11 protein-coding genes are annotated in these 13,874 nt (G+C 63.1%); 2 read left to right on the forward strand and 9 right to left on the reverse strand.

Features of this window, described 5'->3' with window-relative positions; genetic code table 11:
• Nucleotides 1–109: 109 nt before the first annotated feature.
• The gene (djlA, locus tag I6G83_RS10400) at nucleotides 110–937 is read left to right on the forward strand and encodes a co-chaperone DjlA (RefSeq protein ID WP_015670885.1); all 828 of its coding nucleotides are present in this window, start codon (nucleotides 110–112) and stop codon (nucleotides 935–937) included.
• Between the two features lie 63 nt (nucleotides 938–1,000).
• Here djlA and rluA read toward each other — a convergent pair whose 3' ends face one another.
• The 3 genes from rluA to I6G83_RS10415 form a co-directional block, all read right to left on the reverse strand.
• The gene (rluA, locus tag I6G83_RS10405; protein WP_054305279.1) at nucleotides 1,001–1,651 is read right to left on the reverse strand and encodes a bifunctional tRNA pseudouridine(32) synthase/23S rRNA pseudouridine(746) synthase RluA; all 651 of its coding nucleotides are present in this window, start codon (nucleotides 1,649–1,651) and stop codon (nucleotides 1,001–1,003) included.
• Nucleotides 1,652–1,705: 54 nt separating this feature from the next.
• On the reverse strand, nucleotides 1,706–4,612 hold the full coding sequence (rapA, locus tag I6G83_RS10410) for an RNA polymerase-associated protein RapA (protein WP_054305280.1): 2,907 nt from the start codon (nucleotides 4,610–4,612) through the stop codon (nucleotides 1,706–1,708).
• 267 nt (nucleotides 4,613–4,879) lie between these two features.
• Nucleotides 4,880–7,234 (reverse strand): DNA polymerase II, encoded by a 2,355-nt coding sequence (locus I6G83_RS10415; RefSeq protein ID WP_054305293.1) that lies wholly within the window; start codon nucleotides 7,232–7,234, stop codon nucleotides 4,880–4,882.
• A gap of 234 nt (nucleotides 7,235–7,468) precedes the next feature.
• Here I6G83_RS10415 and I6G83_RS10420 point away from each other — a divergent pair, with 234 nt between their 5' ends.
• Entirely contained in the window at nucleotides 7,469–8,236 is a 768-nt protein-coding gene (locus tag I6G83_RS10420) for a DedA family protein (RefSeq protein WP_054305281.1), read from the forward strand.
• Nucleotides 8,237–8,268: 32 nt separating this feature from the next.
• On the opposite strand, the gene ilvN is transcribed toward I6G83_RS10420, so the two are convergent.
• From ilvN to thiB, 6 genes are all read right to left on the reverse strand, one after another.
• Entirely contained in the window at nucleotides 8,269–8,562 is a 294-nt protein-coding gene (gene ilvN / locus I6G83_RS10425; protein ID WP_054305282.1) for an acetolactate synthase small subunit, read from the reverse strand.
• 3 nt (nucleotides 8,563–8,565) lie between these two features.
• Nucleotides 8,566–10,260, reverse strand: a complete 1,695-nt coding sequence (gene ilvB / locus I6G83_RS10430; RefSeq protein WP_054305283.1) for an acetolactate synthase large subunit — start codon at nucleotides 10,258–10,260, stop codon at nucleotides 8,566–8,568.
• Nucleotides 10,261–10,371: 111 nt separating this feature from the next.
• On the reverse strand, nucleotides 10,372–10,485 hold the full coding sequence (gene ivbL / locus I6G83_RS10435) for an ilvB operon leader peptide IvbL (RefSeq protein WP_154747116.1): 114 nt from the start codon (nucleotides 10,483–10,485) through the stop codon (nucleotides 10,372–10,374).
• Nucleotides 10,486–10,573: 88 nt separating this feature from the next.
• A complete protein-coding gene (gene thiQ, locus I6G83_RS10440) occupies nucleotides 10,574–11,278 on the reverse strand; it encodes a thiamine ABC transporter ATP-binding protein ThiQ (RefSeq protein WP_054305284.1) in 705 nt (234 codons plus the stop codon).
• A complete protein-coding gene (gene thiP / locus I6G83_RS10445) occupies nucleotides 11,265–12,872 on the reverse strand; it encodes a thiamine/thiamine pyrophosphate ABC transporter permease ThiP (protein WP_054305285.1) in 1,608 nt (535 codons plus the stop codon). Before thiP ends, thiQ begins: the two co-directional genes overlap by 14 nt.
• Nucleotides 12,848–13,834, reverse strand: a complete 987-nt coding sequence (thiB, locus tag I6G83_RS10450) for a thiamine ABC transporter substrate binding subunit (protein WP_054305286.1) — start codon at nucleotides 13,832–13,834, stop codon at nucleotides 12,848–12,850. Before thiB ends, thiP begins: the two co-directional genes overlap by 25 nt.
• Nucleotides 13,835–13,874 lie beyond the last annotated feature (40 nt).

Here is a 13,874-nt window from a genome sequence, read left to right on the forward strand (position 1 = left end):
GCTGCAGTAAATGACAGGTATGATAATCGAAATCTTGGGAAAAATCGCCTAACCCTTAGCTGATTACGGCGACGGGCAGCGTGCTGAAAGTAATATAATTGAGGAGTATATGCAGTATTGGGGAAAACTGCTCGGAGTCATTGTCGCCGTTTGGGCTGGCGCGGGCTTCTGGGGCGTAGTTTTGGGGCTGATTATCGGCCATATGATCGATACTGCGCGCAACAATAAGCGCAGCCGGGGCTTTTTCGCCGGTCAGCAAACGCGGCAAACGCTGTTTTTCCGCACCACTTTTCAGGTCATGGGGCACCTTACCAAATCAAAAGGGCGCGTGACCGAAGCCGATATTCAGGTCGCCAGCCTGTTTATGGACCGCATGCAGCTGCACGGCGAATCGCGCACTGCGGCGCAGCAGGCGTTCCGTGAAGGCAAGGAGAGCAATTTCCCGCTGCGCGAGGCGCTGCAGCAGTTCCGCAGCATCTGTTTCGGCCGTTTCGATCTGATTCGGATGTTTCTGGAAATTCAGATCCAGGCGGCGTTTGCCGACGGCTCCCTGCACCCCAATGAACGTCAGGTGCTGTATGTGATCGCCGAAGAGCTGGGGATTTCGCGCGCCCAGTTCGACCAGTTCCTGCGCATGATGGAGGGCGGCCAGCAGTTCGGCGGCGGCTATCAGCAGCAGGGCGGCTATTCGCACGGTGGCTACCAGCGGGCGCAGCGCGGCCCGACGCTGGAAGACGCCTGCAAGGTGCTGGGGGTCAACAGCAGCGACGACGCGGCGACCATCAAGCGCGCCTACCGCAAGCTGATGAGCGAGCACCATCCGGATAAGCTGGTGGCGAAGGGGCTGCCGCCGGAAATGATGGAGATGGCCAAGCAGAAGGCGCAGGAGATTCAGTCGGCGTACGATTTGATCAAGCGCGAGAAAGGCTTTAAGTAACCGCCGCCGCAGTTTCTCCGGCACGGGCACGATTGGCCCGCCGCCGGGGAGCTGCGCAGCGCGTCAGAAATCCGCTTCGGCGCGAAAGTGCATCGGCGTGTGAAACGCCGGATGGGTGATGCGCAGCTCCTGCGCATGCAGCTGCAGACGCGGCGCCATCGCTTTGGCCGCCGGCGGCGCGTAGAAACCGTCGCCGAGGATCGGGTGACCCAGCGCCAGCATATGCACCCGCAACTGATGCGAGCGCCCGGTGATCGGCGTCAGCAGTACCCGCGTGCTGCCGTCGGTGTCGCGCGACAGCACCCGGTATTCCGTTTGCGCCGCCTTGCCGGTGTCAAAACACACCTTTTGCAACGGGCGATTCGGCCAGTCGCAAATCAGCGGTAAATCCACTAATCCTTCATCCTGCGCCAGATGGCCCCATACGCGGGCCACGTAGGATTTTTTCGGCTCGCGTTCGCGGAACTGGCGTTTCAGCTCGCGCTCCGCCGCTTTGTTCAGCGCCACGACGATCACGCCGCTGGTGGCCATATCCAGCCGGTGCACCGATTCGGCCTCGGGATAATCGGCCTGGATGCGCGTCATCAGGCTGTCTTTGTTTTCCGGCGCGCGTCCCGGCACCGACAGCAGCCCGCTGGGCTTGTTGACCACGATAATATGCGCATCCTGATACAGGATATGCAGCGGGTCGGTAGGGGGATTATAGGGTTCCATATAGGCTCCGCGGAGAAAGGCGTACGGGGAGCGGCGGCTCCCCGTGCGTGGACGTTACTGATGGGTGACAACCACCAGACGAATGGCGTCCAGACGCCAGCCGGCGTCGTTCAGGTTCGCCAGCACCTGTTTGCGGTTGAACTCCAGCGTTTCGACTTCATCGTCGCGGATGTTCGGGTTGACCGCTTTCAGCGCTTCCAGGCGCGCCAGTTCGTTGCTCAGCTTGTCGTCGGCTTCCTGCTTGGCCTGCTCGATCAGCGTCCGCGCTTCGGCCTCTACCAGGCTTTCCGCCTGCTGCAGCATGGCGTGCACGTCCTGCTGGACGGCGTTAACCAGCTTGCTGGAGGTGTGGCGGTTCACGGCGTTCAGCTGGCGGTTAAAGCTCTCAAACTCCACCTGTCCCGCCAGGTTGGTGCCCTTGCGGTCCAGCAACATGCGGATTGGCGTTGGCGGCAGGAAGCGCGTCAGCTGCAGGTGCTTCGGCGCCTGCGCCTCGACCACGTACACCAGCTCCACCAGCAGCGTGCCGACCGGCAGCGCCTTGTTCTTCAGCAGCGATACCGCGCAGCTGCCGGTATCGCCGGAGACGATCAGATCCAGCCCGTTGCGGATAATCGGGTGCTCCCAGCTGACGAACTGCGCATCTTCGCGCGACAGCGCCTGCTCACGGTCGAAGGTGACGGTGCAGCCGTCCTGCGGCAGGCCCGGGAAGTCCGGCACCAGCATATGGTCGGACGGCGTCAGCACGATCAGGTTATCGCTGCGGTCTTCCTGATTGATGCCGACAATATCAAACAGGTTGAGCGCAAAGCTCACCAGATTGACGTCGTTGTCCTGCTCAGCGATGGCGTCGGCCAGCGCCTGCGCCTTGTCGCCGCCGTTGGAGTGCATCTCCAGCAGGCGGTCGCGCCCCTGTTCCAGCTGGGCTTTCAGCTGGTCATGCTGCTGACGGCACTCGTGGATAAATTCATCCAGCCCGGCCTGCTCGGTCGGTGCGGCCAGATAGCCGATCAGGCGCTCATAGCTGCTGTCGTAGATGGTGCGGCCGGTTGGGCAGGTGTGCTCAAAGGCGTCGAGCCCCTCATGGAACCAGCGGCCCAGCACCGCCTGTGCGGTGTTTTCCAGATACGGCACCATGATCTGGATATCGTGCAGCTGACCGATGCGGTCCAGACGGCCGATGCGTTGCTCCAGCAGATCCGGGTTGAACGGCAGGTCGAACATCACCAGCTGACTGGCGAACTGGAAGTTGCGCCCTTCGGAGCCGATTTCAGAACACAGCAGCACTTGGGCGCCATCCTCTTCGGAGGCGAAGTAGGCGGCTGCGCGGTCGCGCTCGATGATGCTCAGCCCTTCGTGGAATACCGCGGCGCGGATGGCTTCCCGCTCGCGCAGCACCTGTTCCAGCTGCAGGGCGGTGGTCGCCTGGGCGCAGATCACCAGCACTTTTTCATGACGGTTGGCGATCAGGTAGTTCAGCAGCCACTCGACGCGCGGGTCGAAGTTCCACCAGGTGGCGTTTTCGCCCTCGAACTCCTGATAGATCTGCTCCGGATACAGCATGTCGCGCGCGCGCGCCTCCAGGCTCTTTTTCGCCCCCATAATGCCGGACACCTTGATCGCCGTCTGATACTGATCGGGCAGCGGCAGCTTGATCTGGTGCAGGTTACGGTGCGGGAAGCCTTTAACGCCCTGACGGGTGTTGCGGAACAGCACGCGGCTGGTGCCGTGGCGGTCCATCAGCATGGTGACCAACTCCTGGCGTGCGGCTTCGCTGTTTTCGCCGTCGCCATTGGCCGCTTGCAGCAGCGGTTCGATATCCTGTTCTTCGATCAGTTCACCCAGCAGGTTCAGCTTGTCGTTCGCCAGATGCTCACCGCTCAGCAGCAGGGTGACGGCATCGGCTACCGGCCGGTATTTTTGCTGCTCGGTGACGAACTCCTGATAGTCGTGGAAGCGGTTCGGATCCAACAGGCGCAGACGGGCGAAGTGGCTCTGCTGCCCCAGCTGTTCCGGCGTCGCCGTCAGCAGCAGCACGCCGGGGGTGTGTTCCGCCAGCTGTTCGATAACCTGGTATTCACGGCTCGGGGCGTCTTCGCTCCAGGCCAGGTGGTGGGCTTCATCGACCACCAGCAGATCCCACTGGGCGTCGGACAGCTCTTCCAGGCGCTGTTTGTTGCGGCGTACAAAGTCCAGCGAGCAGATCACCAGCTGTTCGGTCTCGAACGGGTTGCTGCTGTCGAGCTTGGCTTCGGCATAGCGGCTGTCGTCGAACAGCGAGAAGTACAGGTTGAAGCGGCGCATCATCTCCACCAGCCACTGATGCTGCAGCGTTTCCGGCACCACGATCAGCACGCGTTCGGCGCGGCCGGCCAGCAGCTGCTGGTGGATAATCATGCCGGCTTCGATGGTTTTGCCCAGGCCGACCTCATCCGCCAGCAATACGCGCGGCGCATGGCGCTGGCCGACTTCATAGGCGATATGCAGCTGGTGCGGGATCAGGCTGGCGCGCATGCCGCGCAGGCCGGCGAACGGCAGGCGATACTGTTCGCTGAGGTATTTGCGCGCGCGGAAGCGCAGCGCGAAACGATCCATACGGTCGATCTGACCGGCAAACAGGCGGTCCTGCGGTTTGCTGAAGGTGAGTTTGCTGTCCAGCAGCACTTCGCGCATCGCCACGCCGCTTTCCTGCGTGTCCGTGCGGGTGCCGATATAGGTCAGCAGTCCGTTGTCCTCTTTCACTTCCTCTACCTGAAGCTGCCAGCCTTCATGGCTGGTGATGGTATCGCCCGGGTTGAACATCACGCGGGTGATCGGGGAATCATTTCTGGCGTAGAGACGGTTTTCACCGGTGGCGGGGAAAAGCAGGGTGATCATGCGCGCATCCAGCGCCACGACGGTACCCAGACCTAATTCGCTTTCCGTATCGCTGATCCAGCGTTGACCAAGAGTAAAAGGCATATATTATCGGCTCGATTCTTTTAAGTAAGTCTTCTCGCTGCGGCGCAGCGCCTGTTCATACCCGTTTATTCTGATTGGGCGGGCAATAGCTGTTCACTCCATGCGGACGTCGCAAGACGGCATGGCCAGTGGTTAAGAATTTGGGAAGGGCGCTATGGTAATGGAAGGCGGCGCGTTCGTCACCTGCAAAACCGGAGGAATTTTCGCTTCCCGCATTCTGTCCTAACACGCCCGTTTAATAGGGTTTCTTCTCGCTCCGTCGTCGCGTCAGAACAATCCAAGCTGCCCGGTGATCAGGGTGGTGAAATCATCGTGCAGGAATGGAAGTATAGCGTCTGCCACCGGTTGCAGCTGGCGCTCCAGGTAATGCTGGTAGTCGAGCGGTGAACTTTGCGTTTCCAGCGGCTCCGGCCCGGCCAGGGTGATCACATAGCTGATCCAGCCGCCGTTTTGGTACTGCAGCGGGCGACCCTGCTGGCGGTTATAGTCGTCGGCGATGCGCGCCGCCCGGACGTGCGGCGGCACGTTGCGCTGATAGTCGTCCAGTTTGCGGCGCAGGCGTTTGCGGTACACCAGCTGGTCGTCGAAGGCGCCGGCCAGCGTTTTGGCGACGTAGTCGCGCACGAACGCCTGATACGGCTGACGCAGGAAAATGCGCTGATACAGCTGCTGCTGGAACTGCTGCGCCAGCGGCGTCCAGTCGGTGCGCACCGTTTCCAGCCCTTTATACACCATCTGCGGCTCGGCGCCGGGCCTGGCGATCAGGCCGGCATAGCGTTTTTTACTGCCCTGTTCCGCGCCGCGGATGGTGGGCATCAGAAAGCGGCTGTAGTGGGTTTCAAACTCCAGCTCCAGCGCGCTGGTCAGCTGATACTGCTGCTGCAGATGCTGCTGCCACCACTGATTGACGTATTGCACCAGCTCGCGGCCGATCTGCGTCGCCTGCTGCTCGTCATGCGCCTGTTTCAGCCAGACGAAGGTGGAGTCGGTATCGCCGTAAATCACCTGATAGCCGCGGGCTTCGATGAGCGATCGGGTTTGCCGCATGATCTCATGGCCGCGCAGAGTGATCGACGACGCCAGCCGCGGATCGAAGAAGCGGCAGCCGCTGGCGCCGAGCACGCCGTAGAAGGCGTTCATAATGATTTTCAGCGCCTGCGACAGCGGCTTGTTGTTATGCAGCTTCGCCTGTTCGCGCCCCTGCCAGATCTGGCTGACGATCGCCGGCAGGCTGTGTTTGCTGCGCGAGAAGCGCGCGTTGCGGAAGCCGGGCACCGAATCGGCATCGTCCGGGTGCAGCATGCCTTCCACCAGGCCGACCGGATCGATCAGGAAAGTCCGGATGATCGAGGGGTACAGACTTTTGTAATCCAGCACCAGCACCGAGTCATACAGGCCGGGCTGCGAGTCCATCACAAAGCCGCCGGGGCTGTGTTCTTCCGGCAGTTCGCCGAGGTTGGGCGCCACGTAGCCCTGGCGATGCATGCGCGGCATATACAGGTGGCTGAAGGCCGCCACCGAGCCGCCGCTGCGGTCCGCCGCCAGCCCGGTGACGGTGGCGCGCTCGAGCAAAAAGGGCAGCAGCTCGGTGGCGGCGAAAATCCGCGTCACCAGCTCGCAGTCTTTCAGGTTATAGCGCGCCAGCGCCGGCTTGTCCTCGGCAAACTGCCGGTCGATTTCCGCCATGCGTTGGTAGGGATTATCGATGGATTTGCCTTCCCCCAGCAGGGTCTGCGAGACATATTCCAGACTGAAGGAGGGGAAGTTCCAGGTGGCGGACTTCAGCGCCTCAATCCCGTCGATAATCAGCCGGCCGGCGGCGGAGCAAAAGAAGTGGTTCTGCTTAAAGCCGTGTTCGCGCCACTCCAGCGGGCTGCCGCCGCGGCCGAAGCGCAGCGGGATCTGGTAGCGTTCGGCGTGTTTTTGCAGCACGCGCAGATCAAACTGGATCAGGTTCCAGCCGATAATGGCATCCGGGTCGTGGCGCTCCAGCCACTGGTTCAGGCGCTCCAGCAGCTGCGGCCGGCTGGTGCAGTACTCCAGCGCGAAATCCAGCGGTTCGTCACCGCCGTTGGCCGGGCCGAGCATATACACCTGCCGCTGGCCGCAGCCCTCCAGCGCGATGGAATACAGCTCGCCGTGGGCGGTGGTCTCAATATCCAGCGACGCCAGTTTCAGCTGCGGACGGTAGTCCGGCGCCGGCTTCATCTGGCCGTCAAGCCAGACGCCGTCGCCGCCGGGCCGCCCGCTGAACCAGACTGGCGCGGTGATAAAGCGCTCCATCAGATAGCGCTCCGGCGGACGGATATCGGCCTCATAGACGCTGACGCCGCCCTCCCTGAGCATTTTTTCCAGCTTGATCAGCTGACGATGCTGGCGGCAATACAGCCCCAGCACCGGCCGTGCGTGGAAATCCTGTAGCGGCAACGCTTTCAGTTCCCACAGCCGTTCGCCGCGCAGCAGCAGCTCCGCCCGCTGGCGCTGCTCGGCGGGAATAAACGCCACCGAGGTCTGCGGCGGCAGACGCAGCCGTTGCGGGCCGCGATCCGTCGCCAGCCAGAATTCGACTTCGGTGCCGGCCGGCGTATCGCGCCAGTGGCGGGTGAGCAGGAAACCCTGCATCGGGGATGCGGCGTTATCGTTCAAGGTGGTATTTATCTGCGTAGCCGAATAGGAAGGCATCGGGCGGGCTGCGCCGATGCGGTGTCAGAACCCAAGTATAACATGGTTTTTTATACAGTATTGTGTCCTGTACCGTTGCGCTGCCAAAAACGCATACAATTCAGGAGTTGACTCACTCTGGCCCTCACCGGACAATCCCTCGCCCAGGCGCTTTAGACAATAAACAGAGGTTTGATGGAAGCCTATTTACAACATTTGATCGCTCAATCATTGGCTTTCACTCTGATGGTCATTTTTTTGGTGACCTTTCTGGAATCGCTGGCGCTGGTAGGGCTGTTGCTGCCGGGCACCGTGATGATGGCCAGCGTCGGCGCCCTGATCGGCAGCGGCCAGGTTGACCTGTATCTGGCCTGGGCGGCCGGTGGCATCGGCTGTTTCCTCGGCGACTGGATTTCATATTTTATCGGCCGGGCGTTTAAAGGGCCGTTGCACCGCTGGTCATTCCTGAAAAAGCATAAGGCGATGCTCGATCGCACCGAGCATGCGCTGCATCAGCACAGCATGTTTACCGTGCTGCTGGGGCGCTTCGTCGGGCCGACGCGGCCGCTGGTGCCGATGGTGGCCGGCATGCTTGATTTACCGCCGTTCAAGTTCGCGTTGCCGAATATTATCGGCTGCATCACCTGGCCGCCGGTCTATTTCTTTCCCGGCATTCTGGCGGGGGTGGCGATTGATATTCCGTCCTCGCAGGGCAGCGCGCTGTTTAAATGGCTGCTGTTCGGGTCGATTGTCCTGCTGTGGCTGGCCGGCTGGCTCAGTTGGCGCTGGTGGCGGGAGAAGAAGCGCGGCAGCGACCGGCTGAGCCGCTGGCTGACGCCGCTGCGGCTGCGCGTTGTCTGCGTGCTCGGCTGGATGGCCGCCGTTGGCTGCGGTTACCTGATGAGCCAGCAGCCGCTGATGCCGGTATACCGTCATCTGCTGTGGCAGGTGCTGGCCGGGTGATCGGGAGGGGCGGCGCTGGCCGCCCCGCACGGTTATTGGAAAAACGCTTCCAACTGTTCAAAGACCGGCAGGTCTTCGCTGTGGCGCTTCACCTGCAGCACATCTTCCAACTTTTCCACCTGGCTTATCATCTGCACCAGCCGCTGGTCATCGGCCACCAGCAGCCAGATGCGGCTCTGCTTGCCGTCTTTCAGCGGCATACACAAAATCCCTTCCACGTTAAACGCGCGGCGGGCGAACAGGCCGCAGACGTGCGACATTACGCCGGGGTGGTTGCGAACCGCCAGTTCGAGAATGACCTGTGATTTCTGTTGAGCGTGTAGCATGGCTTATTCTCCAATCATATCGATGTTGGCGGCGCCCGGCGGCACCATCGGGAATACTTTTTCGTTGGTATCGATCAGCGCGTGGATCAGGCAGGGGCCGGGACGCGCAATGGCCTCCGCCAGCGCGGCCTGCGGATCGGCGGCGGCGTTCAGATCGCAGGTATCCAGCCCGAAGCCGGCGGCGATGGTCAGGAAATCGGTACGCTGCGGATAGGCGGCGGCAAAGATGCGCTGCTGATAAAACAGGGTCTGCTGCTGGTGCACCAGCCCCAGCGCCTGATTGTTCATCAGAATGATTTTGACGTCCAGATTATGCTCGGCCGCGGTGGCCATCTCCTGAATGTTCATCATCAGGCTGCCGTCGCCGGAAAAACACAGCACCTTGCGCTGCGGCTCGGCCAGCGCCGCGCCGATCGCCGCCGGCAGGCCGAAGCCCATGGTGCCGAGGCCGCCGGAGGTTTGCCACTGGCGCGGACGGCGCAGCGGGTAGGCCTGCGCCACCCACATCTGATGCTGGCCGACGTCGGTGGTGACAATGGCGTTTTCATCCACGCAGCGCGCGGCGGCCAGCACCAGCCCGTAATGGCTGAGCGGATCGTCGGCGTGTGGCATGCTGAACGGGAACTCGCGCTTGAGGTCGTTGACGGTGTTCAGCCAGGCGCTGCGCGGTTGGGCGTCGATCTGCGGCAGCAGCTGCTGCAGAACCTGTCCGACGTCGCCGTGGATCGCCACCTGCGGCTGCTTCACCTTGCCCAGCTCCGCCCGGTCGATATCCACGTGAATGATTTTGGCGTTCGGGCAGAACTGCTCGGTCTTGCCGATGGCGCGGTCGTCAAAGCGCGCGCCCAGCACCACCAGCAGGTCGGCTTCCTGCAGAATAAAGTTGGTGCTGCGTGCGGCGTGCATGCCCAGCATACCCAGCGATAACGGATGGTCGACCGGCATGGCGCCCAGCGCCATCAGCGTCATGGTGGTCGGCAGATTGGCGCGTTCGGCCAGCTGCAGTGCGGCGCGGTGCGCGTCGGCGCAGATGATGCCGCCGCCCAGATAGAGCACCGGCCGCTGGGCCTGATTGATCATCGCCGCCGCCTGGGCGACGTCGGTGGGGCTGAACGCCGGCGCGGCGTCCGGCTGCGCTATCGGCGGCAGCCGATCCAGCTCAATCTCGGCGGTTTGGATATCCTTCGGCACGTCGATCCATACCGGGCCGGGGCGGCCGGACTCGGCGATGCGGAACGCATCGTGGATCACCTGCGGCAGCTCGCTGATATCGCGCACCAGATGGTTGTGCTTGGTGATTGGGATCGACATGCCGTAGGTGTCTACTTCCTGAAAGGCGTCGGTGCCGATCATCGAGGAGGGCACCTGACCGGTGATGCACACCAGCGGAATGGAGTCGAGCTTGGCGTCGGCGATGGCGGTGACCAGGTTGGTGGCGCCCGGGCCGCTGGAGGCGATGCATACCGCCGCCTTACCGGTAGCGCGCGCCATGCCCTGCGCCATAAAGCCGGCGCCCTGCTCGTGGCGCGCCAGCACGTGGCGGATGGTGGTGCTCTGGCTCAGCGCGTCATACAGTGGCAGCGCGGCGCCGCCGGGAATGCCGGCGACGGTGGTGATGCCCTGGCGTTCCAGCAGATGAACGATCAGCTGCGCGCCGGTAAAGCGTGTGCCTGCGTGAGGCGTGCCCGTAATTGCCATGTTCCTGTCCTTTCTCAAGGCCGGTGAGCTTTGGCGGGCAGGGCACTAAAACAAGAAACCCCGCCCGGTTTGCGCCGGCGGGGTTTGGGAATCGATGCGTTGATTCGGACCCTACGGCGCATTGCCGACGACCACCACCACACGCACGACGACCACCGCGGCTGGTAGCGCGGTAACTAGTAGGGTCGAAGTCAGCGAGGATGCGATCACAGGGAACCTTATCATCAGTAAAAAAATTCAGGATTTTATAAAAGCACAGGTGCGAAATTCGCACAACCGCTTTATTGCCGCAGCATAAAAAACGCGCGATAGATCACGCTTTTCCGCGGATGCCCAGCACGCGGGCCTCGGGGGCGCTGCCGTCCAGCAGCGGCTGCGTCGGGCCGTCATAATAGATGCGGCCGTTCACCACCAGCAGCGTGCGCGGGGCGATGCGCGCGGCGTCGTCCAGATTGTGCGACACCATCAGCAGCGTCAGCGCACGCTGCCGGCACACCGTATCCAGCAGCTGCAGCATCTCGCCGCGCAGCGCCGGGTCGAGCGCCGAAAAAGGCTCGTCCAGCAGCAGAATCGGCCGCTGGCGGATCAGGCAGCGAGCCAGCGCCGCGCGCTGACGCTGGCCGCCGGACAGCTGCGACGGCAGGCGCGGCAGGTGTTCCGTCAGGCCGACCTGTTCGGCGATCTGCGCCAACTGCTGTTTTTGTCGGGCGTTCAGTCTGAGGCCGGGATCCAGCCCCAGCCCGATGTTTTGCTCCACCGTCAGGTGGGCAAACAGATTGTTTTCCTGAAACAGCATCGACACCGGCCGCTGCGCCGGCGGCGTGCGGGTATGATCGGCGCCGTCAAGGCGCAGTCCGCCGCTGTCCGCGGCGAGAAAGCCGGCGATCAGGCTGAGCAGGGTGCTTTTCCCCGCGCCGCTCGGCCCGAGCACCGCCACGCGTTCGCCCGGACGGATGCGCAGGTCAAAGCGCATCGGCAGGTGTTCATACAGGTAGGTCAGTTGGTCAAGTTCTATCATCGCGGCCCGGTAAGCGTTCAATCAGGGTGAAAAGCAGGAAGCACAACAATAACAGTAACAGGGCGGTAACCGCGCCGTCATTGCTGCGATAGGCGCCGATCTGCTGGTACAGATAGAACGGCAGGGTGCGGAACTGTTCGTTGCCGAACAGCGCCACCACGCCGAAATCGCCGATTGACAGCACGCAGGCGAAGGCCAGCGCCTGCGCCAGCGGACGACGCAGGGCGCGCAGTTCGATCCAGCGCAGCCGCCGCCAACCCTGCATGCCCAGCGACAGGCACAGCGGGTTATAGCGTTCCGCCACGTCGCGCATCGGGTTCTCCAATACTTTCAGCGCATAGGGCACCGCCATCAGCGCATTGGTCAGGATCACCAGCGCATAGGGCGATTGCGGCAGCCCGACGGTGTCATTGAGCAGCAGGAAGAAGCCGGTGGCCAGCACGATGCCGGGCATCGCCAGAATCAGCATGCCGCTCAGCTCCAGCGCCTGGCCGCGGCGTGGCTGCTGGCGCAGCTTCAGCTCGCGGCTGCTCCACAGCAGCATCATGGTCAGCAGCAGGCACAGCAGGCCGGCGCCGACGGCGATACGTAAGGAGGTGAACAGCGCCTGCCACAGCGCCGGCTGCTGCAGAACGCTGGCGAGCGCCTGATTGGCGCCGTCGACCACCACCGCCAGCAGCGGCGGCAGCAGCAGCAGCAGGGCGGCGGCGATCAGCAGCGCGTCGGTCAGACGGCGGCGGCGGCTGTCCTCCGGGTTGCGCCAGCGCAGCGCCTGCGTCGCGCCCACCGGCAGCGCCTGGCTGAGCCGCTGGCTGAGCATCACCAGCCCCAGGCAGCAGACCAGCTGGATCAGCGCCAGCAGCGCGGCGTGGCTGAGATCGTAGTCATAGCTCAGCGCCTGATAGATGGCCAGCTCGATGGTGGTGGCCTGCGGTCCGCCGCCCAGCGAGAGTACGGTGGCGAAGCTGGCGAAGCAGAGCATAAAGATCAGCGCGCCGCTCGGCAGGATCTGGCGGCGCAGCGCCGGCCATTCGACAAAGCGGAACTGCTGCCAGCCATTCATGCCCAGCTGTGCGGCAAGCTGGCGCTGCTCGACCGGCACGTTTTCCAATGCCTGCAGCAGCAGGCGGGTCGCCAGCGGCAGGTTGAAGAACATATGCGCCAGCAGGATCCCCTGCAGGCCGTAAGGTGAGAACTGGTAGTCGACTCCCAGCCAGGCGCACAGCGCCGCCAGCCAGCCCTGCCGGCCGTAGACGCTGAGCAGGCCGAACACCGCCACCAGCACCGGCAGCACCAGCGTCATGGCGCACAGCCGCAGCAGGAGCGCGCGGCCGGGAAAGCGCCGGCGGTACAGCGCCCGCGCCAGCAGGATGGCGGGCAGCACCGAGATCAGCGCCGACAGCAGCGCCTGCCAGAAGGTGAAGCGCACCACGTGCCACAGGTAGTCGTCCTGCCACAGCGACAGGGCGTCGCTGTGCGGCGCGTGGCGCAGCAGCGAACCGAAGGCCAGCGCGGCCACCAGCAGAATCAGGCCGGCGGCCAACAGGCCGGGCCACAGCCAGTGGGGGATTAACGGCTGACGGCGCTTTGCCATGAACGGATCCAGTTGCCTCGCTGTTGCGCTACTTCATCCGCACCGTACTGCAGCGCGGTCTGCGGCACCGGCAGCTGCGCAAAGCCGGCCGGCAGGGTGGTCTTGATGACCGGATACATCCAGTTGCCGGTCGGGATGGCGTTCTGGAACGCCGGCGTCAGCATAAACTGCATAAAACGCTCCGCCAGCTGCGGATGGCGGCTGGCCTGCAATTTGGCGGCGACCTCCACCTGCAGGTAGTGCCCTTCGCTGAAGTTGGCGGCGGCGTAGGCGTCTTTTTTCTCTTCAATCAGATGGTAGGCCGGTGAGGTGGTGTAGCTCAGCACCAGATCGCCTTCCCCTTTCAGGAACAGGCCGTAGGCTTCGCTCCAGCCTTTGGTGACGGTGACGGTCTTCTTCGCCAGCTTCTGCCAGGCCTGCGGCGCGGCGTCGCCGTAGACTTTCTGCATCCACAGCAGCAGGCCGAGGCCCGGGGTGCTGGTGCGCGGATCCTGGTAAATCACTTTCCACGGCCGGTCGCTTTCCACCAGCTCCTTCAGGCTCTGCGGCGGGTTTTTCAGCGTGTTTTTGTTGTACACGAAGGCGAAGTAGCCGTAGTCGTAAGGGATAAAGGTGCTGTCCTGCCAGCCGCCGGGCACGCTCAGCGAGGTGGTATCCACCGCGCTGGCGGCGAACAGTTTGGTCTGGCGCGCCGCCTGCAGCAGGTTGTTATCCAGCCCCAGCACCACGTCCGCCTTGCTGTTTTTCCCTTCCATCCGCAGACGGTTGAGCAGCGAGACGCCGTCTTCCAGCGCCACAAACTTCAGCTCGCAGCCGCAGTCGGCCTCAAAGGCCTTTTTGATCGCCGGGCCGGGGCCCCAGTCGGCGGCGAAGGAGTCATAGGTGTAAACCGTCAGCGTTTCTTTCGCCAGCGCCGGCGCGGCGGCCAGCAGCAACAGGCAAGGCAGGAATTTCTTGATCACTTTGCACTCCTGATAGTTAGGGCAGCAAAGGCATCTGAGG

The sequence above is a fragment of the Serratia rubidaea genome, from assembly GCF_016026735.1.
GTDB lineage: Bacteria > Pseudomonadota > Gammaproteobacteria > Enterobacterales > Enterobacteriaceae > Serratia_B > Serratia_B rubidaea.

Bases quoted from the DNA above. Each gene is read 5' to 3' on its own strand.
- djlA (WP_015670885.1), top strand. From the start codon at position 110: ATGCAGTATTGGGGAAAACTGCTCGGAGTCATTGTCGCCGTTTGGGCT.
- rluA (WP_054305279.1), bottom strand. From the start codon at position 1,651: ATGGAACCCTATAATCCCCCTACCGACCCGCTGCATATCCTGTATCAG.
- rapA (WP_054305280.1), bottom strand. From the start codon at position 4,612: ATGCCTTTTACTCTTGGTCAACGCTGGATCAGCGATACGGAAAGCGAA.
- I6G83_RS10415 (WP_054305293.1), bottom strand. From the start codon at position 7,234: ATGCAGGGTTTCCTGCTCACCCGCCACTGGCGCGATACGCCGGCCGGC.
- I6G83_RS10420 (WP_054305281.1), top strand. From the start codon at position 7,469: ATGGAAGCCTATTTACAACATTTGATCGCTCAATCATTGGCTTTCACT.
- ilvN (WP_054305282.1), bottom strand. From the start codon at position 8,562: ATGCTACACGCTCAACAGAAATCACAGGTCATTCTCGAACTGGCGGTT.
- ilvB (WP_054305283.1), bottom strand. From the start codon at position 10,260: ATGGCAATTACGGGCACGCCTCACGCAGGCACACGCTTTACCGGCGCG.
- ivbL (WP_154747116.1), bottom strand. From the start codon at position 10,485: ATGATAAGGTTCCCTGTGATCGCATCCTCGCTGACTTCGACCCTACTA.
- thiQ (WP_054305284.1), bottom strand. From the start codon at position 11,278: ATGATAGAACTTGACCAACTGACCTACCTGTATGAACACCTGCCGATG.
- thiP (WP_054305285.1), bottom strand. From the start codon at position 12,872: ATGGCAAAGCGCCGTCAGCCGTTAATCCCCCACTGGCTGTGGCCCGGC.